Here is a 20,606-nt window from a genome sequence, read left to right as displayed (position 1 = left end):
AAGTGTAACAAGTGTTACATTTAATATAAATTATAATCTATATTCTAGAAAAAATCTATATATTTATGAATTTTTAACACTATATTATTTGTATTCAAAGAAGTTTATGCACCTTTTTCCTTAGAAGTAGAAGAAATCTCAACTTCCTGTAATAACCTAGACAATTTAACTTGAACTATTAAATGAACTATTTCATCAATTTTATATTTCACTGATGAGGAAAATTCAAAACGCAATTGCTGCTTTGATTCTTCAACTATCTCTAAGGTAATCAAGGTACCAATGTAACGCCAAACCCCTCCATGAAATGATCTAAATAGTATTTTTGTTAAGAAGACATTATTTGTTGATTTATCAAAACTTGATTCTAAATTATTCTCTACAGTTACTAAATCACATGGACGACACATCCATGTCACAGTTTGCCCTTCCTCAACATTATAGGTATTAAATGCCTTAATAATTCCAATTGAAGATTTTACATAAATATATTCTGAATTTATTCTTGAAACTTTTCCACAAATTTCATTAGTTACATCTAAAAAACGTGCTGCAAAAGATGTTTTGGGGAAATTATACATATTCTCAGGAGAATCAATTTGTTCAATATATCCATTTTTCAATAATACAATTTCATCTGACATACTCATTGCTTCTATTCGGTCATGAGTAACATAAATTGTAGTGATTTTAAACTGCTGAAAAATACGCACTAATTCCCAGCGCATCTCTTCACGAAGCTGTGCATCTAAACTAGATAAAGGTTCATCCATTAAAATTAATTTTGGGCGTGGTGCAATGGCTCTTGCCATAGCAATTCTTTGTTTTTGTCCACCTGAAAGTTCTGATGGAAAATGATGTGCATATGATTCCATGTGAAATATTTCAAGAGTCTCATACACTCTTTTTTCAATTTCTTTACTCTTCATTCCATTCATTTGTAAGCCAAAAGCAACATTTTGATATACGGTCATATGTGGCCAAAGTGCAAAATCTTGGAATACCATTCCAATTTTTCTCTTTTCCGGTGGAAGATTTAAGGATTTTGAGGAAACCGTAATTCCATCCATTAGTATTTCACCCTCATCTAATTCTGTAAGCCCGGCTATAATATTGAGCAATGTAGTCTTGCCACAACCAGAAGGCCCTAATAAGGAGATAAAGGAACCATCTTTTACTTCAAAAGAAATTTCATGTAAAATATTCTTATTGGAATATCTTTTGGCTACTCTTTTAATTTCTAAACCCATTAATTTATCATCTCACTTTTAGTTTTATTTACATAATTTACAGGTTGTAATGATTCTTGTATATTATTACTTTCAGACTTTTCTATTCTTTTTCGTGAATTATTTGAATGTGATGAATAGGACACAGAAAGAAATTTTTTTGAAGCAGCTTGCCCTATGGAATATAAAGCAATTGTAGCAATTACCGCTATTATAGTTAATGCCGCTCCATTCTCCCATTGATTGTTTTGATATAGAGTATCTAAAACCGTAGAGAAAGGTGGTGAACCAGGCGGATATAACAATTGTGACGCTGGCAATTCAAACAGCGTATGAACAAAAGCTAAGAAAAAAGTTGATATTGATGTACTTGCAACCAGTGGAATTATAATTTTCCTAAATAGAGATAATGGTGATGATCCATGTATACGTCCTGCAGTAATTAGAGCTGGACTAATCTGAGTTAATGCACTAACATGAAGTCTAACAGAATAAGGTAAAACTTCTGCAATATACGCCAAGTAAAGACAAGCAATTGTTCCATAAATGGCTAGATGAAGTGGAACCAACCATATAGCATTAAATGCAAATACAAATCCTGCTGCTAGTACAATACCTGGTATAGCAATTGTAGACATGGTAAGAAAATATAACACTTTTTTACCAGGAACTTGAGTATATTGAATAATATAAGCCAATAATAGCCCGAGAATAACTGCTACCACTGCTGCTCCAAGTGCAAGTTCCATAGATAAACTAATAGCATTCCATGAATCCCCACCTATATTAAATGCATTCATGTAATGATCAAATGTAAAATTATTTGCTTCCAATCCATGACTTATTGTTTTCATCAAAGAAGCTATTAATGTAGTCACTATCGGAACTACATAAGATATTATTAAAATAAAAGCTACTACTGGATACAACCATATCTTATTAAGTCCTGTCCTTATTTTGCTAGAAGCACTAATTTGATTTTTAATAATACTATATGAACCTCTTTTTAAAAACCATAGTTGAAAAATTAGAGTAATACTTATTATAATTATTAATATAAATGACAACGCACCAGCCAGGGGATAGTTAACTGGGGATTGATTTAAAGCTGCAAAAATAGCATATGTAATAACAGGTAAATGAGTACTACGAACAATAGAAGCCGTAAGTCCAAAATCTCCTATACCCTCAGCAAAAACAATAGCAGCACCAGCTAGCATAGCAGGTACAAGCAATGGAATATTTATTCTAAACCAAGAAGTCAATTGAGAGGCACCAGATAAACGTGATGCATTCTCATACTCTGAACCAAGACCTAGCAAAGCATTGCTAACTGCAATATAAACTAAAGGAAAATGCTTTAATCCCATAATAATAACTAAAGTTACTGGAGTAAAAAACCAATTAGATATAGAATTAGATGCAGGAATTACTTGACTCAAAATACCATTTCTTTGTAAAAGTAAAATCCATCCTTGAGCTATAAGATACGATGGAGTAATAAAAACAAGCCACGCAAATAAATCCACAACTTTTAGGAACTTCATATCACAGCGCTTATTTATAATTGCCAGACCAGTACCAATAAAAGTAGCAATTACAGTTGAAAAAAATCCTATCAAAAGTGAATTCATTATTGCCTCATAAGTATATTTCTTTGTAAAAACATTATGTATCACACCAAAAGATGGTTTTAACGATGGCGTCACATCGAATATATTTGGGAAAAGACTTTGTAGTAGGATTGTGGTTAAAGGATAGACCACAATCACAAATAAAACTACAAAGGCAATAATAGCTGGCATGATTTGACGTAAATTTTTAATATGCTTAATTTTGAACAATATTTTCATGGAACCAAGTTTTAAATTCATTTTCATGGTTTGAAGACCATACAGGATCCTCTACATTCCACTTAACATCCTGTTGACGCCCAGGTTTAGCTTGTATATCTTTAATAAGAGGCTGAAAATTAGAAGCTCCGCCCTTTGTTTTAACCATAATATCCTGTGCTTCTTTGGAAAGAATAAAATCTGTAAATTGTTTTGCTGCATCCATATTAGTTGCATTCTTTCGAATTCCTATAGCACCAGTGGCCATGGAAACTCCAGATTTTGGATAAACTATTGCAATAGGATTTCCTTTTTGTATTAGATCAAGTGCTCCTGTATCTTGTAGTACAGCTACTTTTACAGTACCAGCTACAATTGCTTGAGTAGCAGTTCCACTTGAAGGGAAAAATTTACATCCATTATTTTTTAAATCAGTAAAGAAAGTATGTGCTTTGTCTGTACCCAGTTCCTTAAATATACCAGCTATAAAAGGATATGCTGGTCCAGAAATGTTAGGGTCATTCATAGAAATAGAATTTTTAAATTTAGGATCCAACAGATCTGTCCATTCCTTCGGAGCTTGTTCTGGTGTAACCAGTTTAGTGTTATACGCAATTATACCAGCTGCAGATGTTCCAGTTGGAATATAAGATTTATCCTTTGGAATAAGACTCTTTCCAAGATCAGTATAATTTTCTGCATTCTTTGGTGTCCAGCCCGTCAATAACATTCCTTGCTTATTTAAGCTTTCCATTGCTCCGGTACCTTCAATCCACATCATATCCCACTGAGGATTATTTCTCTCAGCCTGTGCTTTAGCTAATAAGTTTCCTGCCGAATCGTCAACTATTTTAACTTTAATTCCCGTTTTACTCTCAAACACTTTAGCAACATCAGCTGTATAACCTGCAGAAGAGTAAACAACAACTTCCTTAGATTTATTATCTGACGTTCCAGAAGATGTATTCTGAGATGCATTCTGATTAGAACCACATGCCGTTAAAGAAGCAAGAGTTAAAAAAGATGCTAGTACCGCAGTTATCCATTTACTTTTGTTCATTTCTAAACCACTCCTTAAATTTATGTATAAATTTTAAAGTATAAAAAGTATAATTCCGATTTTATTTTTAACTGAAAACTATAAACACCTCCTCGTAACGTTTGTTACATGCTAAATTATATCAATATGTAACAAGTGTTACAAGTTAATCTTCGTTAACTCCTGGTTAACCTTTGTTAAGTAATATTGTAGAAAATTTAATATTTGAATTAATAAAAAGATGTGTGTTTGTTTCTCTTCAATTAATTATAATTTATTATCCTCAGTAATTAGAAATAGGACAGCCTAATTATAATTATGTTTAAATAAGATCTTGATGACATGAATACTAAAGATAATGAAATAAGTTTAGATATCCTCCTTTTGATATTTATACTATTATGAAAGAAAATTTTTATATCTATCAAAAAGAGGATTTTTTATTATACTTGAATATGTACTTGTAAGCACCATTAGAATTGAATTTTAATTAAATTTTAGTCTTCTCTTTCATTTTCATAAACCTTATTATTGAATTCTTCAAATACATTTTTGCATTTTTCTAGTATTTCCTCAGTAGACTTTCTTAAAGATGATCCATAAATATCTCTTAATTTTATTTTTTCAAACCATGCTAAAAGTTTCTCTAATTCCTCTTCGTTTTCTTCTGCCTCTGCAAAAGTAAAGTTCTTTCTGCTTGTTTCTCTTTCTATCTCTGCAAAGTAATCCTCACATTTATCAATTATTTCTTCATATTCAATTTGTCTTGCTTTATTAAAATATTCTATTACTCTTTGTTCAAATTTCTCCTCCATAAATACAGATTGCATAATAAACGTTTCTCCATTATTATTCTCAAGCTCTTCAGATAAGGAATCTAAGACTGAATGGTTTTTTTCACTAAAAGGTAAAACCCACATTGACTGGTTAATATTTATAGCACCAAGTTTTTTTAGCTTTCTCCATGCTTTGACCCGTAGCTTTGAAGGCTCTGATGGTAAATTATAAGTAATAACAAGCCATTTATTAGCTGTCATATTTCCAACTCCTTTGTAAATTTAGTTGTATTTTATCATGTTGTAATAACTGTTACAATACACTTTAGCGTTAAAATTTTGTTAATACATGTTCTCTCTACTTTCAATATTACTTCTATATTTATATTTTTTCAGATAACATAACCCAAAGTATTTTCATATAATCCTTTAAATTAATATACATACTTTCAGCAGGCATTGGAACTTTTCTAGGAAAAGGTCTTGAATAAACACCTGGAAGTGTATGATGTAATACGTGTTCCCTAGAATCTCCATGAGTTAAAAAAAGAAATATTTTCTCAAGAATACCATCATTGCTTAAATTCCTGGTTTTCACATTTCTTTCCTTGTAATTTCCTTCTAAAACTAAATTGCCATGTTCGATTAATTGAGAATGATGCAGTACAAAAGAAACTATCCACAAATTCACAATATATAGTATCACAATGGTTGAATAGCCAATATTAAAAGCATAGTGGCATGCTAACACTAACCCTCCATAAATTATTATATACATAATTATAGATAATACCTGGCTTCTGCGACTGTATTTGTTTTTAAAATCTTTATGATAAGGCAGTATACTGTTAACTACAAATGAAACAAAGGCGATTCCAAAAATAATTTCCATCAAATTATATAAACGCCTGAGTAAAGTATTTTTAATCTTACCCAAAGGATGAAACTCGATATCCTCCCAACTGTTAACCTTGGAATGATGAATACCATGAATAAGGTTATATGTTTGAGGATCATTCAATAAGAACCATGAAAAAACTTTGTAAAAAACTTTATTATTTATTTCCGGCACATATTTATGCCAACATTCATGCATTAAAAATCCTAACCAAGTAAATAAATAAGCTCCAGGAAATATCATTATTATAACTGAAAAGTAGCCAATGTATTTATATGCCATAGGCATTAGAAACAGATACAGCGGCCATGCTAAGAGTACAAAATAAAACTTCCACTTTTCTCTACAAATTTTATTCTTAGATATATACTCCATATTTGTTCCCCCATCTTCAATTTATAATTTTTATATATTTAAGATAATTATTGAATATTCCGACAATTAACAGCGCTTCTTAACAAAGAACGTCCACAAAATAGTAGTACAACTAGGAATTAGTTGGCATTGTTTCATTTGTCTAAACAACTAGAGTTATACGATAACACCCTATTTTCATTGTCTCAATTTCTTACTTGTATTATATCAAATTTTTTTAAAAATAAATATATGTTCTCATAATTTATAATATTATTTTCTTCTTATATCAATAAAAATAAATAGACTTACAGCAATTATAATTGCAACAAATGCCAACATTTTTTATTTTATAAACAAACTATGAAAATATTAAAAGTCTGTGAAATCAATATCACAGGCTTTATCATGGTGCGTCAGAAGGGATTCGAACCCCCGGCCAACTGGTTCGTAGCTAATATATTGATGAAAATATATAAAAATATAAAATTTAATAAACTAATGTAAATATTGATATAACTAGGTTTTACGCATTTAAAATAATATTTCACAAAATAAAAAAATATAATTTTGCCAACAAAAGTGCCAACATATAATTTGTTCCTTATACTTCGTCCTATTTCAGTTAGTAGCAGTAAGCGAAATAAAATATGAAAATGTAATACACAAAACCCAAATTTCACACAATTTAATATGATATGTATCAAAATCGATTAGGAACTGAATAATTATTTCATTCAGTAATTTCTCACACTAGCAAGTAAGCTGTTCGGTACTTGGCGGTTCAATAAGAATTTGTAAGCATGGTTTCAATTATTGGGCTATTGGCTATTCGCCAATAGCTTTTCCTTGTATTTGCATATTCCTATAATTTGTATTCATTAATTCTAAACCTTTAAAATTATCATGCTTAGTTTTAATCTTTTCCCACTGCTTCCAAAAGCAAGTTCCCAATCTTTTTCTAGTCCATATAAGGTTACAAATTGTTTCTTAAAGTCTTTTTTATATATGTATACAAATTAATTTAAGAAATGAGGTTATGAAAAATGGATTAAATAGTTTTAGAAGTACAACAACGGTTAAATGACACTCATGGAAATAACTCAAATTACACACCTTTAATGGGTAGTGGGAACATTCATGTTATGCAAAAATCCCCATATCCTTTGAACTTAATGACACTGATGCTCCCACTAACCCGAGAACACAGAAACAAGAATTTTGTTATGTGTTTATTATAAAAATCATTTTTTAGGAGGGTTTTCATTATGACAATCTCACTTGATCCAAAATCAATACCAAAGTATAGTGAACAATTAGTAATACCGCCTGTTTATGAACCAACTGTGATAGCAGATACTCAAACAGGGAAAATAAGCCACAACTACACCGTAGATGTAAGCGAGTTTTCGCAACAAATTTTACCTTCTGGCTTCCCAATGACTACTGTATGGGGATACAGCGGGGCAGCAAAGGATCCATTGACAGGTACTTTATTTCCGAATTTTAAAAACGCTCCAGGTGCCACCTTTGAAGCAATAAGAGGTATACCAATTAATATCCAATGGGTTAACAGCCTTACAGAAACTCATCCTTTACCTGTTGACCCTACACTGCACTGGGCAGATCCTAACGGATTAGGTATGGTAGATCCAGCAACAGTTCCAACTTTTCCACCAGGTCTTGCGGCAGCACAAAGTCCTGTTCCTATAGTTCCACATTTGCATGGTGGGGAAACCGAGTCTTCATCAGATGGACATCCTGATGCATGGTTCACTAATAAAGAAGCTATAAAAGGTTCGACATTTGCTAAATCACTTTATACCTATCTTAATACGCAATTGCCATCTACTCTTTGGTATCACGACCATACATTAGGATTAACAAGACTGAATGTTTTAATGGGTCTTGCAGGTTTTTATCTTCTTAGAGATCCTAAAAATCCATTAGATAAGCCAAACTCTGTTTTACCAAAGGGCAAGTATGAAATACCTATAGTGATTCAAGATAGATCATTTAATACAGACGGTTCCTTTGCGTTTCCAAGCCTTGGAATAAACCCTGATATACATCCTTATTGGGTACCAGAATTTTTTGGTGACACTATAACGGTTAATGGAAAAGTATGGCCAAACCTTAATGTAGAAAGAAGACAGTATCGTTTTAGAGTATTAAATGGATCAAATTCAAGATTTTATAATCTCCAATTCTCTAATAAAATGACTTTTTCTCAAATAGGTAGTGATGGTGGATATCTCCCAAGTCCAGTAAATCTTACGTCCCTACTTTTAGCACCTGGAGAACGTGCTGATATACTTGTGGACTTTTCCGGAGTTGCTGCGGGTAACAAGATTATTCTTGGTAATGATGCAAATGCCCCGTTCCCTACAGGGACTCCTGCAGATCCTGAGACCGTTGGGCAAATTATGCAGTTTACTGTGTTGAATGTTCCAGCAATTTCTCCATCTGCATCTGTACTTCCAGCAAAGCTTAACACTATTCCAGCTCTAAAAAGCGATTCTCCAAAAAGAACCCTTGTATTAATTGAATTAATGGGTTCTGCTGGGCCTGTGGAAATTCTTCTTGATGGTCAAAAATGGAGCGCACCAATTTCAGAACTTCCAAAGGTTGGTTCAACCGAGGATTGGGAAATAGTTAATTTAACTCCAGATGCACACCCAATTCATTTGCATCTTGTACAATTTCAGGTTGTAGCACGTCAAACTTTCCAGGCTGAACAATATAAAACTGACTGGATGGCAATAAACGGCACGCCTCCATTTAGTAGCCCAACTACTGTGTTACCTGTTACACAATATCTGGAGGGTAATCCAGTCTTGCCTGCACCTAACGAAGGTGGATGGAAGGATACTGTTAGAGCTAATCCTGGAGAAGTTACTACAATTAGGGTTCGTTTTGCTCCACAGGACACTTCGGTTGATGACTCTTCGCCAGGCGTTAACTTGTATCCTTTCAGGCCTGATCTTGGACCAGGATACGTTTGGCACTGCCATATAATAGACCATGAGGATAATGAAATGATGAGACCATATAAAGTAATATTATAAAAATATTAAATTACAAAATCTGATAAGAGAATCTTCAAAAGAAACGTAGAAAAAGTTAAAGTTCCTTTATTTATAACTATAAATAAAGGAACTTTAATATAAATTTTTACAGTGTATATTTAGAGTTCCCCTTAAGCAACTTTTACAGTTTTAAAAATAATCCCAATAGATATATTACTTTGAGTATACTTATAAATTGATTGAATATTATCTTTTTTAACTCTATTTCTTCAAATTAATAACTCTTTAATAAGAAAATCATTAACATTTTCTTGAATTGAAATATAGCAATGATTCGTATAAAAACAGCCTTAAGCCATTATTTACCGTATAAAAACAATTTAAATGGCCATTTACAAACCATATCTTCATAAAAGGTAAGATTTTGTGTAAAAGGTTTAAATTAAATGTTATTTAATATCAGTAATTTATATAATTATGTCATTGTTCACTATTTATTGTATTAGGATGAGTGAAAATTAGATATTTTATTAATCATATCTCTTAATGTAGTTTCTATAAGCAATATTGATAATACCTCAATATATATCTGCTTCTGATTTCATTAAAGAGTCTAACTGTCCATTTAAGTTTTGATTTTAGATGATTATTCTTTCATATAACAAATATCATAAAATCAAATTTATTTAGATTTAACATTATTTTTATAATATAATAGCAAATTATTTTACTATTATATTGAATTAATTTATTATTTTAATTTAATTATAATAAATTTGTAAAAATATGTTACAAATAATACCAAAATACCCTTCTTATATAGTATAAATGAAAAAAATGGAGGGGTTTTATGAGAAATTTATTTAATTTAGTAAAAGAAGCACAGTTAGACAATAAGGATTCTATGTTAGCTATTATAGAAAAATTTAATCCATTAATAAAAAAATATAGTAGAAAATTAAATTATGATGGTGCAAATAGCGATTTAATAATAGCTTTAATAGAAACAATAAGAGCTATTCCTATATTTACAAATGATGCTTTGAAAAAAGAACAATATATAGTTGGATATATTAATACTTCTATTAGACGTAAATATATTAGACTTTCTAAAAAAAATATAGAGATAATTAATAAAGAAACGGAATTAGATATAGATATTCTTTTAAAAAATACAACAGAAGAAAGTCAAGATTTAATAGATAATTGTATTTTTTTAAACGCTTTATTAGACAATCTATCTCAATATCAACATGATATTATAAATAGACTTTTTATTTGTAATATATCGGAAGTTGATTTGGCGAGACAACTAAATATATCTAGACAATCTGTAAATAGAATAAAGAACAGGGCTTTAAATAATTTAAGAAAATTAGCTCTTGAATAGTGTGGTGAATTAAATCAGAATGGAAAGTAATATATTAAAACTAGCTGCATCTCAAGGAATATGGGCATTATTAGCTGTAATATTGATATATTATATTTTAAAAGCTCAAGAAAAAAGGGATTTAAATCAAGAGATTAGAGAAAAAAATTATCAAAATATAATTTTAAATTTAACAAAAGAATTTGAGGCAATAGAAGATGTAAAAAAAAATATTATTATAATTAGAGAACATATAGATAAAAAAAATAAGGATTATATTTCTTAATAAGAATATTAAGAAGATGGAGTGATTAATATGTTAAAAGAAATAGATAATCAAGTACTATCTATAATTATAAAATCAATAATTTCCATAATAGGTGTTGTTATTACTATATTATCAACTCATATTATTAATTTTATAAAGTTAAAAAATAATGAATTAATTAAAAATATAGGAATAACAAAGTATAATGAAGATAAGAAATTTGCTTTGGATATATGGAATATAGTTGAAGAACACTTTAGATTAAAAGAAATAGCTACTAATGTTATTGATAATAAGATTGATATGTTTAATCATGAATTAAAAAGGAAATGTCCATATTTAACTCAAGAAGAAATAGACTTTTTAAGACAAACTATTGCTGGTGAAATTAATAAGGACAAATTGAATTAATAAATTTTTAGTTTACGGAGTAATGTGAGCATCTCTGCAACCATTGTCAAAGTAAGTGATTACTGGTAATTTGACGTGATTCCAATATTACACAGCAGAGTTTTGTAAAATTCATTTTATAGATTTTTCAATAGGTTTCAGTTTTTTATATAAAAACTTGAAAATTTCTATTTACTTTGCACTTGGTGGCACGGATGCTCCCTTTACCCATATAACGAAATAAAATTAATATTTACTCAAAATGAGTTAATTAACAATTAAAATAAAATTAAACTTCATTTTTTGTTCAAATTTCATAATCACTTTTATAAAATAATTTATAATCTTTCATGTTTCCTGCTATTAAATCTATGTATTTTCAAAACGCAACATCTTCCAAATCATGTATGATACTCCCCATGATATAATAAATAAACCTACAAGTAAATATCCAATTCCACTATAATCAATATTTTGTATCCGTCTCCAAATTCCAGTATTTAATCCAAATTTAAACCTAAGTATCTGAGCTAATTCAATAAATCCTATACATAACGCTGCTACAATAGATAGTCCAGTAACTGATAAATTATAGTAAAATTGACATAATAAACACCACAGATGAACGTCCAATGGAAAAGAAAAAACCAACACCTATAGGTTCTTCTTTTTGTTGTACTAATTTACGAATAGTGTTATCAATGGAAGCTATATGATCTGCATCAAAAGCATGTCTAAATTCATCAACATATTTCATTTTCTGATAGCTCCTTTATTATTTCCAGAGTTTTTGCTGCTTCTTCCTCATCAATTGTTTCAATTGCGCAGCCTGCATGAACTAAAACATATTGTCCAACCTTTATATCAGGAATAAGGTGCATAAATACTTCTCTTTTCATATTTCCTATTTCTACAACACCTTTATAGTTATCTATTTTTAAAACCTTGCCTGGAACGGCTAAGCACATACTAATCCCTCCAATATTAATGCATTAAATTTCGCTTTTTTTCTTTTCTAACCTTTTTTCTGTAAAATAAACAATCCATATGCTGATCTCATACAATATCAGTACAGGAGCTGCAACAAGTATGCAAGTAATTAAGCCTGCATTGGAAATAAATAATCCTTCAAGGGTCAGCGTAGCTATAATAATATACTTTCTACACCTTCTAAGACGTTTTCAATTTATTAATGACAACTTACCCAAAAGTATAATTATATATGGAATCAAAAATACAATTCCGGTAAAGAAACAAAAAATACCAATAAAATTGAAATATGTACTGCCTGAAAGCAGTGGATTCATGTAATCTTGTCCATAGGATATTAAAAAACTAAGAGCATAGGGCAGTACCAATATATATCCAAAAGCCATGCCAGCAAGCAGTAAAATTGCTATAAAGAATAAATTTTTATATAATAGATTTTTCTCTTTTTTAGACAATCCAGGGTTAATAAAAGCAGCCAATTCATATAATATAATTGGACTTACAATTATATTCCCAGCGAACAGTGATATTTCCATTCTGGTCATAAAACCTTCTGTTAAAGAAAAATATACAAGCTCCAATTTAAATTTAGCTATAGGCAGCATTAAAAATTTGATTAAATAATAAGCTTTTTCATAAATAACTCCAGTGGCAGCAGCTATTGCTATTATAATAATTATCAATCTCTTTCTAAGCTCACTAAGATGATCTACCACAGACATATCTCTTATATTTTCATTAGTCATATATTCACCTCTAATGTTGATATTTAAGCACTTTCCTTTAATTTAGATAATTGCTTCTTTTTATCACTCTTTTCTAATAGATATACACACCAGATACTGATTTCATATAGTCCTATTATTGGCAAAGTTACTAAAATAAAAGTCATCGCATCTAATGAAGGTGCTACAAATGCTACAGCTATAAGTGAAACCATCAAAGCAATTTTTCGTTTTCCCTTTAGCATTTTTGAATTGACAATATTTATTCTGGATAAGGCTATTAACACTAGTGGAAGCTCGAAAATTAGACCTACAGCTAAAAGTATAGTCTCTATAAAAGAGAAATAATTATCCCCAGACAAATTTGCTTTCATAAATTCATTTCCAGAACTCATCAAAAAACCAATTGTAGAAGGAAGTAATAGCTTATATCCAAATAAAATTCCACCAATAAAAAGTAATACTGCAACTGGAGTTACAAAAAAATAAAGGATCCTTCTTACTTTTACAGTTAATTTTGAGCCTGTTTGATAAATTAATAAATATGCTATAAAGGGAAATGAAATTACTATTCCTCCTAAAAAGGCAATCTTCATTTTCACCATTATTCCTTCGGCTGGCGCCATAAAGTATAAATTAACTCCATGAATAGGCTTTTCTAAAATACCTATTATAAAATCAGCCTCAAAATACATAAGTGAAGCAGCAATAATAACAATGACAAGCATTGTTATTATTATCTTCCTAAATTTCTCCAGCGACTTTGCAAAACCAACGATTTGTTCACTTTTTATCATAATATACCTCTAACTACTCTGCTTTCTTTTCTTCTGCCTTTGCTTCTGCCTTTGCTACAGTAGCGTTACCCTCAGTAGTACTTCCTTTGGTAATTTCATTTGAAGCTTTCTTGAACTCATTAATTGCCTCTCCTATTGATTTTCCTACTGTTGGAAGCTTTCCCGGTCCGAAAACCACTAAAGCTATTACTAAAATAACAATTAACTCTGGAAATCCTATTCTTGGCATAATATTTTACCTCCTAAAATATCTATTTATATTTAAAATTTTATTACTTTCTCTTCTCAATAATCCTGTCTTTCAGCCATACACACAATTCATCTAATCCTTCATCTTTTACACAGCTTGTTTCAAATGTGATAGCATTAGCATTTAAAGATTTTACGTCTCTATAAAATTCTTCTCTATTAAAATTAGTAAAGGGCATTAAATCTATTTTATTTAAAATAACTGCGCTGCTTTTTTCAAACATCAGCGGATATTTAAGTGGTTTATCATTTCCTTCAGTAGTACTTAAAACGCATATCTTTATGTCCTCACCAATCTCAAATTCAGCTGGGCATACAAGATTACCTACGTTTTCTATAACAAGCAGATTAACCTCATCTAAATTTAATGAATTAAGTGAATTCTTAATCATATCTCCATCTAAATGGCAGGCTCCGCCTGTATTAATTTGTACAACTGGTACTCCCTGTGCTTCAATTCTCTCTGCATCCTTTGTTGTGTAAATATCTCCTTCAATAACCGCAATTTTTATATCATCTTTAAGTTTTGAAATAACTTTTTCAAGTATTGAAGTTTTACCTGAACCAGGTGAACTCATTAAATTGATTACATATATGCCTTTTTCATCTAATATTTCTTTATTCTTTGCAGTTATTTCGTCATTGGTTTGAAGTATATTTGTTACTACCTTAATTTCACTCATTCTTTATTCTCCTTCAATTGTATTAACATAGAGTTCATATCCACTTAAAATGTTAGTTGAAAACTTATTACACTTTGGACATAATTTATTAAAATGATCTATTTCAAATGTAATACCGCAGTCATCACACATAGCTGTGGCATCAACTTTCTCTATTAAGAACTTTGCACCTTCAGCTATAGTTCCTTTAGATAAATTGTTAAATGCAAATATTAATGAATCAGACATTACTCCAGAAAGTTCTCCAATTTTTATAGTAATTTTAGATATATTCTTTAGATTATTTTCTTTAGCCTTTTCTGAAATAATATTTATTGTATTTTCCATGATTGAAACTTCGTGCATATTTATCACCTAATTTACATTTCCTTGCTTTTCTTTAAGATCTAACTCCATCTTAAGAAGTTTTATAACTTCAGGTATTTTATTCTTCATAGTTTCTGTCATTTCCGTATCTAAACATATTTTTTCAGGCTCTATTCCGAATATTGTAACCTTAGGAAACTTACCTAACATATTTGCTATTTTGGCTACATCCAAAATTTGAACATCATGTATAGACAAATTTTCACTTTTATAGCTTTTTATGTATTCTGGATTAATCTTATATATAGTACCAGGTTCATATCCAGCTTTTAAACAGTCTACAATAATTACTTTTTTATAATCTAGAAAATAACTTAATGTATCCAGTGTAGAAGTACCTCCATCTACTAATTCTATAGTAGATGGAAGCTTTTCATTCTCTAACTCTCTTATTGTATAGACTCCTACACCGTCATCTTTTAAAAGTATATTACCTATTCCAAGGATGACAGTATCTTTCATAATTAAACTCCTAAAGGTTGTACTATAAACTTAGACATTTCTACTCCTTCTGGTGACATTACGTGTACTGAACATCCTGTACATGGATCGAAGGAGTGAGCTATTCTTAGTAATTCTACCGGCTGAGTTGTGTCAGCTACATGCGTTCCTATTAACGCCTGTTCTATTGGACCAACATTTCCGCTGTCATCTGCTGGTGAAGCATTCCAGCAGGTTGGAGTAACAATCTGATATTTTGATACTGTTGAATTTGATACTGATACCCAATGTCCAAGAGCTCCTCTTGATGCTTCTGTTAATCCTATTCCACTTCCAGAAGTTGGAGTTCCCAAATTCACATATCCGCTTGTACCAGTTACTACTTGGTTAATCCATGTGCTCATATTGCTTACAAGCTTAGCTGTTTCAGTATATTTTGCCATATGTCTGTCCATAACTGATACGCCATGTCTATAATCTCCGCTTACCCAAGTTCTTGCTAGTGAACCTGCCTCGTAAGGTTGTCCATTATATCTTGGTGCCTTAAGCCAAGTATATGCTCCTGATTTTCCGTAGCTTGGTGTTGTTGTTTCACTAGCTGGATTTACTCCAGATGGTGAGGAATACCAGGAATAGCCTACATATTCTTTTATATTAGTCTGACTAAAGCTTCCTACTGTTCCATTAGTTACTGTACCTGCTGGGAACAGTTTGCCTCCATTAGTATCTGTATCAAAGACACCATAAGCTATTAAATTACCGTAACCAACACCTACACTATAGTAATCACCATAGGTTGAAGCTAGTTTATTAGCATCAGCCTGATAAGTATTTGTAATAAATGATGTTATAGTATTTAAATAATTCTTGAAATTGCTTATATCTGTTGAGGATGGTATTGCAGTTACACCACCTGGTACAACATTAGCAACGTGTGGAAGCTTTCCTCCAAATATTGCTCCCATTTCGTGAGCTTGTCTTCTTATTGATAATGCTGTTATATAATTGTTAACCAGGTTTTGGTTATCTGTTGAACTAAATCTATAATCCTGGCTGTATCCTGGTGTCCATGGAGACATTTGTGGTCCTTGAACATAATCCATTAAAGATAGATGATAGAAATGCAGAAGATTATCTGCTATATAGTTGGAACCCTGGATAAGATCTCTTAAAAGTAATCCCTGTAAAGTAGGTGTAAATCCAGCTGCTTGCTCTATTGCCTTTGATGAGGCTATGGCATGAGAAACTGGACATAATCCGCATATTCTCTGTGTTAAAAAAGCTGCATCCTTTGGCACTCTATTTAAAAGCATATTTTCAAAATCTCTGTAAAGGCCACCTGAAGCCTGTGCTACTGTTACATTATTATTTGAGTCAAGTGTTACATTAATTTTTAAGTGTCCTTCCAATCTTGTAATTGGATCTAATACTAATGTACTCATTTATATATCATCCCTTCCTTTTTTAATTATTAATCATGATTACCACAATGGATTTGTAGGAAAAGTTGGATTGGCACAACCAATACATGGATAATTTGATATGGTACAAAAACTTACTCCATTATTCCACTTCATAGTAGCACATACATTGTCAGTGTTTGGCCCTTTACATCCTATGCTTTTGTAACATCCATATACACCTGGCTGACCTGCAGCTCCTGTTCCAAGTCTAGGACAGTCACTGTGAATAGCCCTTCCATAGTACTGAGTTGGTCTATTATTGGAATCTAAAGCTGGCATTCCAGTTAAGATAAGATCAAGTAAAGTTTGTACCATAACAGTTGGATGAACCGGGCATCCTGCAAGATTTATAACTGAATTAGTAGTTTTACCGCTTAATAGTGTTTCTACTGATTGACAGGAAGTACTATTAGGGCTAGCTGCTGACACGCCTCCAAAAGATGCACAGGTTCCTGCAGCTACAACATATTTAGCCATAGGGCCATATTTTAATACTGCCTGCTGCATTGTTAAAGGTGTTCCATTTTGCTCACCAATTACACAATAGTTTCCACTTGAACCTGTTGGTACTGCACCTTCAATTACAAGTATAAATTGTCCATTGTAGGTATTTGCAGATTGATCAAGAGTCTGGATTGCAGAATCCCCTGACTGTGTCATAAGTGTAGTATCATACTTTAAACTTATCTTGTTTAAAAGTACGTCATCAATAGTAGTTGGATTAGTAACATTTAAAGTTGATATGGTACATCCTGAACATCCAGCTCCGTTTAACCAGATAACTGGAGGATCTGTTTCTGCTGCAAGTACAGTATTTACTTTACCCATATCTAAATCAAGATTTAGAGCTACTGCTGTAGCTGCAGACCACTTTAGAAAGTCTCTTCTGCTAATTTTCATAGTAATACTCCTTTAAATTTATTTTTTATAATTCCATGCATGGATTAATATTATTGTCCAAATTGAAGATAAAAATATAAATTTATTTTTTATAATACTATGCATGGGCTATAACATTGTTATTTAAGTTAAATAACAATATAAATTCATTTTTACAGCATAACATAACACAATAATTGAATACATAAACTTGTATAATTTTCATTTATATTTCATTTATATTACATTTTATTGTTTTGTATTGTATAATAACAACATGTTAAAAAGTCAAGTATGAGAATATGTATTTAGTAAACATATTGTCTAAAATTTACAATATTTATATTACATTCCCCTATTCTACCGAATAATGGCATATGTCTAATACTATGATATACCACACTGCATATTTATAAGTTACTAAATAATTAATTTATTTTTAATTTTTAATTAAATTTAATTATAATTTATATTATACAAAAAATACGGATTTATAAAACAAAGATGCAATAGAGCTTCTGTCATTTTTTTATTGTTGTTCATAAATATTTATACATAATGTAATTTAATAGCATAAATTATTATTCAAATCTTTATTTTCAGCCAACAATTTTATTAAGTTTTATATTAAATTGCATTTTTAATATAAATCTATCTTCTTAAAAAATTTATAATAAAAATATAACTTTTCTTTTAAACTCTCAGGTATTTTATCCATAGTATTTACCTATTTCTAATATATTGAACTATTGCAATATCAAGTTCTTCACTAATATGCAAAATTTCCTCATTATTAAGATTATATAAATTATTATCAATGCATTTGTTAAGTTTTTCTTTTAAAAATTCTATTCTTCTCTCAATTTTTAATTTACATTTCAAATTTTTCAAAAGATCACTTCCTAAATGTATTTCTTATAATATTTAAATGTTTATCTTTAGCAATATTGTAATAATACAAAATTAAGTTGGTTCATTGTAAGTATCTAATGTTGGCATACGAGTTAAGACAAGATTAAGTAATGTTTGTATATAACAGTTGGATAAACCGATCATTCTGCAAGACTTATAACTTGATTAGTAGTTTGTCTGTTTTTACTGGTTAGCAGGAAGTACTATTAGAACTAGCTGATGGTACTCCTCCAAAAGTTGCACAAGTTGATGCTGCTACAACATATTTAGCCATGAGACTATGTTTAATAAAGCCTGTTGCATTGTCAAAGGTGAACCATTTTGATCACCAATTATACAGTAGTTTCCACTTGCATCTGTTGGTACTGCACCTTTAACTACAAGTATAAATTAACCTTATAAGTATTATCATATTGATCAAGAGTCTGCATTACTAAATCTCCTGAGGAATGTCATAGAAGTGGTATTATACTTTAAGATTATCTTGTTTAAAGGCACGTCATCAATAGTAGTTGGATTAGTAAAATTTAAAGTTGCTATGGTACATCCTGAACATCCAGCTCCATTTAATCAGATAACTGAAGGATCTATTTCTGCTGCAAGTACGGTATTAACTTTACCCATATCTAATTCAAGATTTAGAGCTACCGCTGTAGCTGCAGACCACTTTAGAAAGTCTCTTCTGCTAATTTTCATAGCAACACTCCTTAAATTTATTTTTTATAATTCCATGCATGAGTTATAACATTGTTATCCAGATTGGAGATGCTACATCTTATCATGTGCCATTGATTATAATAATGCCATATCAAAAATTAAGTATAAGAATGAGTATTTAATAAGTATATTGTCTAAAATTTGTGATATTTATATTTTCCTCTAATGTAAAATAATAACATGTATTTAATACTATAATATATCATCCTGATATTTATACGTTATGGAATGGTTAATTCATTTTTAATTTTTAGTTAAATTTAATTATAATTTTAATTATAATTGATATTATATAAAAAAATACGGATTTATCTGATGACTAGCCTCTGTAACTAATCAAGATGAGTAAAGGATTGTAACATATACACATCTTCTGGGGTATCGGCTGGAATAGATATGACATTAGGTTTTATAGAAGACCTTATGGGAAAAGAAAAAGCATTAGAGATTAGTCAAAGTATTGAATACTTCTGGAATGTAAATAGCAAATATGACCCATTTTCTAAGATTTATGAATAATTAATTTATATAAAAAAACTTGATAAATAATATTCGTATCAAGCGTATGTATCTATGTTTTACGATATATACACTTTGCTAAGTAATTGATTTACATTTGAAAGTAAGGTTTAATATGAAATATTATATTGTTGATGCTTTTTTAAGTGAAATCCTGCAGGCGTATGTGTTTTAAATGAATGGGTAAATGATAATATAATACAAAAGATTCCTGTTGAAAATAATTTATCAGAAACAGATTTCGTAGTTAAAAATGGTGATAATTATGATTTAAGGTGGTTCACTCCAAGATCAGAAATAGATTTATGCGAACATGTTACATTTAATGCTATAATTATGCTTACGTTGAAGCTTTTATAAAATCAAATAGAGGTCATAAAGATTACAAAAATAGGATATTATGACTTTATAATATTGTATAGAAAGATGTTATTATGATTACTTTTCATGACTATATTTGCCAACACCTTGAATTTTTCGGCAACTTTCAAAAAATGGAAAAAGCCTTGAAGCATAGTGTTATCAAGGCTTTTCATGGTGCGTCAGAGAGGATTCGAACCCCCGGCCAACTGGTTCGTAGCCAGCTACTCTATCCAACTGAGCTACTAACGCACATAATTATTAACATAACAGATTTTATCACATTACATAAAGAAATGCAAATAAATTTCCGTAATCCAA

General features: G+C 30.3%; 21 protein-coding genes, 1 tRNA gene and 3 pseudogenes. 6 read left to right on the top strand and 19 right to left on the bottom strand.

Annotated elements, in window-relative coordinates; translation table 11 throughout:
* Positions 1–104: 104 nt before the first annotated feature.
* From CLOPA_RS23480 to CLOPA_RS00255, 5 genes are all read right to left on the bottom strand, one after another.
* Complete coding sequence (locus tag CLOPA_RS23480; protein ID WP_015613483.1) at positions 105–1,250, bottom strand: ABC transporter ATP-binding protein; 1,146 nt, start codon at positions 1,248–1,250, stop codon at positions 105–107.
* A complete protein-coding gene (locus tag CLOPA_RS00270) occupies positions 1,250–3,103 on the bottom strand; it encodes an ABC transporter permease (protein ID WP_015613482.1) in 1,854 nt (617 codons plus the stop codon). Before CLOPA_RS00270 ends, CLOPA_RS23480 begins: the two co-directional genes overlap by 1 nt.
* Positions 3,060–4,121 (bottom strand): ABC transporter substrate-binding protein, encoded by a 1,062-nt coding sequence (locus CLOPA_RS00265; RefSeq protein ID WP_015613481.1) that lies wholly within the window; start codon positions 4,119–4,121, stop codon positions 3,060–3,062. The genes CLOPA_RS00270 and CLOPA_RS00265 overlap by 44 nt, the downstream gene beginning before the upstream one ends.
* 476 nt (positions 4,122–4,597) lie before the next feature.
* On the bottom strand, positions 4,598–5,137 hold the full coding sequence (locus tag CLOPA_RS00260; protein WP_015613480.1) for a Chromate resistance protein ChrB: 540 nt from the start codon (positions 5,135–5,137) through the stop codon (positions 4,598–4,600).
* 121 nt (positions 5,138–5,258) lie between these two features.
* Positions 5,259–6,149, bottom strand: coding sequence for a fatty acid desaturase (locus CLOPA_RS00255; protein ID WP_015613479.1), 891 nt, complete (start codon positions 6,147–6,149; stop codon positions 5,259–5,261).
* Between the two features lie 1,247 nt (positions 6,150–7,396).
* On the opposite strand from CLOPA_RS00255, the gene CLOPA_RS00250 reads away from it, so the two are divergent.
* The 4 genes from CLOPA_RS00250 (at position 7,397) to CLOPA_RS00235 (ending at position 11,205) form a co-directional block, all read left to right on the top strand.
* Positions 7,397–9,196 carry a multicopper oxidase family protein gene (locus tag CLOPA_RS00250; protein WP_015613478.1) on the top strand — a complete coding sequence of 600 codons (1,800 nt, stop codon included), beginning with the start codon at positions 7,397–7,399 and terminating at the stop codon, positions 9,194–9,196.
* Between the two features lie 811 nt (positions 9,197–10,007).
* Positions 10,008–10,547 (top strand): sigma-70 family RNA polymerase sigma factor, encoded by a 540-nt coding sequence (locus CLOPA_RS00245; RefSeq protein ID WP_015613477.1) that lies wholly within the window; start codon positions 10,008–10,010, stop codon positions 10,545–10,547.
* A gap of 19 nt (positions 10,548–10,566) precedes the next feature.
* The gene (locus tag CLOPA_RS00240; protein ID WP_015613476.1) at positions 10,567–10,812 is read left to right on the top strand and encodes a BhlA/UviB family holin-like peptide; all 246 of its coding nucleotides are present in this window, start codon (positions 10,567–10,569) and stop codon (positions 10,810–10,812) included.
* 30 nt (positions 10,813–10,842) lie between these two features.
* Positions 10,843–11,205 (top strand): hypothetical protein, encoded by a 363-nt coding sequence (locus CLOPA_RS00235; protein WP_015613475.1) that lies wholly within the window; start codon positions 10,843–10,845, stop codon positions 11,203–11,205.
* 348 nt (positions 11,206–11,553) lie between these two features.
* On the opposite strand, the gene CLOPA_RS24040 is transcribed toward CLOPA_RS00235, so the two are convergent.
* The 13 genes and pseudogenes from CLOPA_RS24040 to CLOPA_RS00185 form a co-directional block, all read right to left on the bottom strand.
* Positions 11,554–11,838 carry a hypothetical protein gene (locus tag CLOPA_RS24040; protein WP_431602561.1) on the bottom strand — a complete coding sequence of 95 codons (285 nt, stop codon included), beginning with the start codon at positions 11,836–11,838 and terminating at the stop codon, positions 11,554–11,556.
* Positions 11,774–11,941, bottom strand: a complete 168-nt coding sequence (locus CLOPA_RS26715) for a hypothetical protein (protein WP_431602560.1) — start codon at positions 11,939–11,941, stop codon at positions 11,774–11,776. The genes CLOPA_RS24040 and CLOPA_RS26715 overlap by 65 nt, the downstream gene beginning before the upstream one ends.
* The gene (locus tag CLOPA_RS00230) at positions 11,928–12,152 is read right to left on the bottom strand and encodes a HypC/HybG/HupF family hydrogenase formation chaperone (RefSeq protein WP_015613474.1); all 225 of its coding nucleotides are present in this window, start codon (positions 12,150–12,152) and stop codon (positions 11,928–11,930) included. Before CLOPA_RS00230 ends, CLOPA_RS26715 begins: the two co-directional genes overlap by 14 nt.
* A gap of 213 nt (positions 12,153–12,365) precedes the next feature.
* A complete protein-coding gene (gene tatC, locus CLOPA_RS00225; protein ID WP_242834247.1) occupies positions 12,366–12,920 on the bottom strand; it encodes a twin-arginine translocase subunit TatC in 555 nt (184 codons plus the stop codon).
* 23 nt (positions 12,921–12,943) lie between these two features.
* Entirely contained in the window at positions 12,944–13,696 is a 753-nt protein-coding gene (gene tatC, locus CLOPA_RS00220) for a twin-arginine translocase subunit TatC (protein WP_015613473.1), read from the bottom strand.
* A gap of 13 nt (positions 13,697–13,709) precedes the next feature.
* The gene (locus CLOPA_RS00215) at positions 13,710–13,925 is read right to left on the bottom strand and encodes a Sec-independent protein translocase subunit TatA/TatB (RefSeq protein WP_015613472.1); all 216 of its coding nucleotides are present in this window, start codon (positions 13,923–13,925) and stop codon (positions 13,710–13,712) included.
* A 43-nt stretch (positions 13,926–13,968) separates the two neighbouring features.
* Positions 13,969–14,628: a hydrogenase nickel incorporation protein HypB gene (gene hypB / locus CLOPA_RS00210; protein ID WP_015613471.1), complete on the bottom strand. Its 660-nt coding sequence runs from the start codon at positions 14,626–14,628 to the stop codon at positions 13,969–13,971.
* Positions 14,629–14,631: 3 nt separating this feature from the next.
* A complete protein-coding gene (hypA, locus tag CLOPA_RS00205; protein WP_015613470.1) occupies positions 14,632–14,973 on the bottom strand; it encodes a hydrogenase maturation nickel metallochaperone HypA in 342 nt (113 codons plus the stop codon).
* 9 nt (positions 14,974–14,982) lie between these two features.
* On the bottom strand, positions 14,983–15,456 hold the full coding sequence (locus CLOPA_RS00200) for a HyaD/HybD family hydrogenase maturation endopeptidase (RefSeq protein WP_015613469.1): 474 nt from the start codon (positions 15,454–15,456) through the stop codon (positions 14,983–14,985).
* Positions 15,457–15,458: 2 nt separating this feature from the next.
* Positions 15,459–16,877, bottom strand: a complete 1,419-nt coding sequence (locus CLOPA_RS00195; RefSeq protein ID WP_015613468.1) for a nickel-dependent hydrogenase large subunit — start codon at positions 16,875–16,877, stop codon at positions 15,459–15,461.
* A 39-nt stretch (positions 16,878–16,916) separates the two neighbouring features.
* On the bottom strand, positions 16,917–17,798 hold the full coding sequence (locus CLOPA_RS00190) for a hydrogenase small subunit (RefSeq protein WP_015613467.1): 882 nt from the start codon (positions 17,796–17,798) through the stop codon (positions 16,917–16,919).
* Positions 17,799–18,500: 702 nt separating this feature from the next.
* Positions 18,501–18,668, bottom strand: a complete 168-nt coding sequence (locus CLOPA_RS24035) for a Spo0E family sporulation regulatory protein-aspartic acid phosphatase (RefSeq protein ID WP_015613466.1) — start codon at positions 18,666–18,668, stop codon at positions 18,501–18,503.
* Positions 18,669–18,743: 75 nt separating this feature from the next.
* A pseudogene (locus tag CLOPA_RS00185) lies at positions 18,744–19,385 on the bottom strand (twin-arginine translocation signal domain-containing protein); the annotation flags it as partial.
* 366 nt (positions 19,386–19,751) lie between these two features.
* Here CLOPA_RS00185 and CLOPA_RS24030 point away from each other — a divergent pair.
* Both CLOPA_RS24030 and CLOPA_RS24025 read left to right on the top strand, forming a co-directional pair.
* A pseudogene (locus tag CLOPA_RS24030) lies at positions 19,752–19,925 on the top strand (DJ-1/PfpI family protein); the annotation flags it as partial.
* 115 nt (positions 19,926–20,040) lie between these two features.
* A pseudogene (locus tag CLOPA_RS24025) lies at positions 20,041–20,246 on the top strand (PhzF family phenazine biosynthesis protein); the annotation flags it as partial.
* 214 nt (positions 20,247–20,460) lie between these two features.
* Here CLOPA_RS24025 and CLOPA_RS00180 read toward each other — a convergent pair.
* A tRNA-Arg gene (locus tag CLOPA_RS00180) sits at positions 20,461–20,537 on the bottom strand.
* Positions 20,538–20,606 lie beyond the last annotated feature (69 nt).

Source organism: Clostridium pasteurianum BC1, from assembly GCF_000389635.1.
In the GTDB taxonomy this organism is placed as follows: Bacteria; Bacillota; Clostridia; order Clostridiales; family Clostridiaceae; genus Clostridium_I; species Clostridium_I pasteurianum_A.
The sequence above is the reverse complement of the archived record's forward strand: the minus strand, read 5'-3'. Positions and strand labels throughout refer to the sequence as shown.

Excerpts from the sequence above, each read along its gene's own strand:
- CLOPA_RS23480 (WP_015613483.1), bottom strand. The coding sequence starts at position 1,250 with ATGGGTTTAGAAATTAAAAGAGTAGCCAAAAGATATTCCAATAAGAAT.
- CLOPA_RS00270 (WP_015613482.1), bottom strand. The coding sequence starts at position 3,103 with ATGAATTTAAAACTTGGTTCCATGAAAATATTGTTCAAAATTAAGCAT.
- CLOPA_RS00265 (WP_015613481.1), bottom strand. The coding sequence starts at position 4,121 with ATGAACAAAAGTAAATGGATAACTGCGGTACTAGCATCTTTTTTAACT.
- CLOPA_RS00260 (WP_015613480.1), bottom strand. The coding sequence starts at position 5,137 with ATGACAGCTAATAAATGGCTTGTTATTACTTATAATTTACCATCAGAG.
- CLOPA_RS00255 (WP_015613479.1), bottom strand. The coding sequence starts at position 6,149 with ATGGAGTATATATCTAAGAATAAAATTTGTAGAGAAAAGTGGAAGTTT.
- CLOPA_RS00250 (WP_015613478.1), top strand. The coding sequence starts at position 7,397 with ATGACAATCTCACTTGATCCAAAATCAATACCAAAGTATAGTGAACAA.
- CLOPA_RS00245 (WP_015613477.1), top strand. The coding sequence starts at position 10,008 with ATGAGAAATTTATTTAATTTAGTAAAAGAAGCACAGTTAGACAATAAG.
- CLOPA_RS00240 (WP_015613476.1), top strand. The coding sequence starts at position 10,567 with ATGGAAAGTAATATATTAAAACTAGCTGCATCTCAAGGAATATGGGCA.
- CLOPA_RS00235 (WP_015613475.1), top strand. The coding sequence starts at position 10,843 with ATGTTAAAAGAAATAGATAATCAAGTACTATCTATAATTATAAAATCA.
- CLOPA_RS26715 (WP_431602560.1), bottom strand. The coding sequence starts at position 11,941 with ATGAAATATGTTGATGAATTTAGACATGCTTTTGATGCAGATCATATA.
- CLOPA_RS00230 (WP_015613474.1), bottom strand. The coding sequence starts at position 12,152 with ATGTGCTTAGCCGTTCCAGGCAAGGTTTTAAAAATAGATAACTATAAA.
- tatC (WP_242834247.1), bottom strand. The coding sequence starts at position 12,920 with ATGACTAATGAAAATATAAGAGATATGTCTGTGGTAGATCATCTTAGT.
- tatC (WP_015613473.1), bottom strand. The coding sequence starts at position 13,696 with ATGATAAAAAGTGAACAAATCGTTGGTTTTGCAAAGTCGCTGGAGAAA.
- CLOPA_RS00215 (WP_015613472.1), bottom strand. The coding sequence starts at position 13,925 with ATGCCAAGAATAGGATTTCCAGAGTTAATTGTTATTTTAGTAATAGCT.
- hypB (WP_015613471.1), bottom strand. The coding sequence starts at position 14,628 with ATGAGTGAAATTAAGGTAGTAACAAATATACTTCAAACCAATGACGAA.
- hypA (WP_015613470.1), bottom strand. The coding sequence starts at position 14,973 with ATGCACGAAGTTTCAATCATGGAAAATACAATAAATATTATTTCAGAA.
- CLOPA_RS00200 (WP_015613469.1), bottom strand. The coding sequence starts at position 15,456 with ATGAAAGATACTGTCATCCTTGGAATAGGTAATATACTTTTAAAAGAT.
- CLOPA_RS00195 (WP_015613468.1), bottom strand. The coding sequence starts at position 16,877 with ATGAGTACATTAGTATTAGATCCAATTACAAGATTGGAAGGACACTTA.
- CLOPA_RS00190 (WP_015613467.1), bottom strand. The coding sequence starts at position 17,798 with ATGAAAATTAGCAGAAGAGACTTTCTAAAGTGGTCTGCAGCTACAGCA.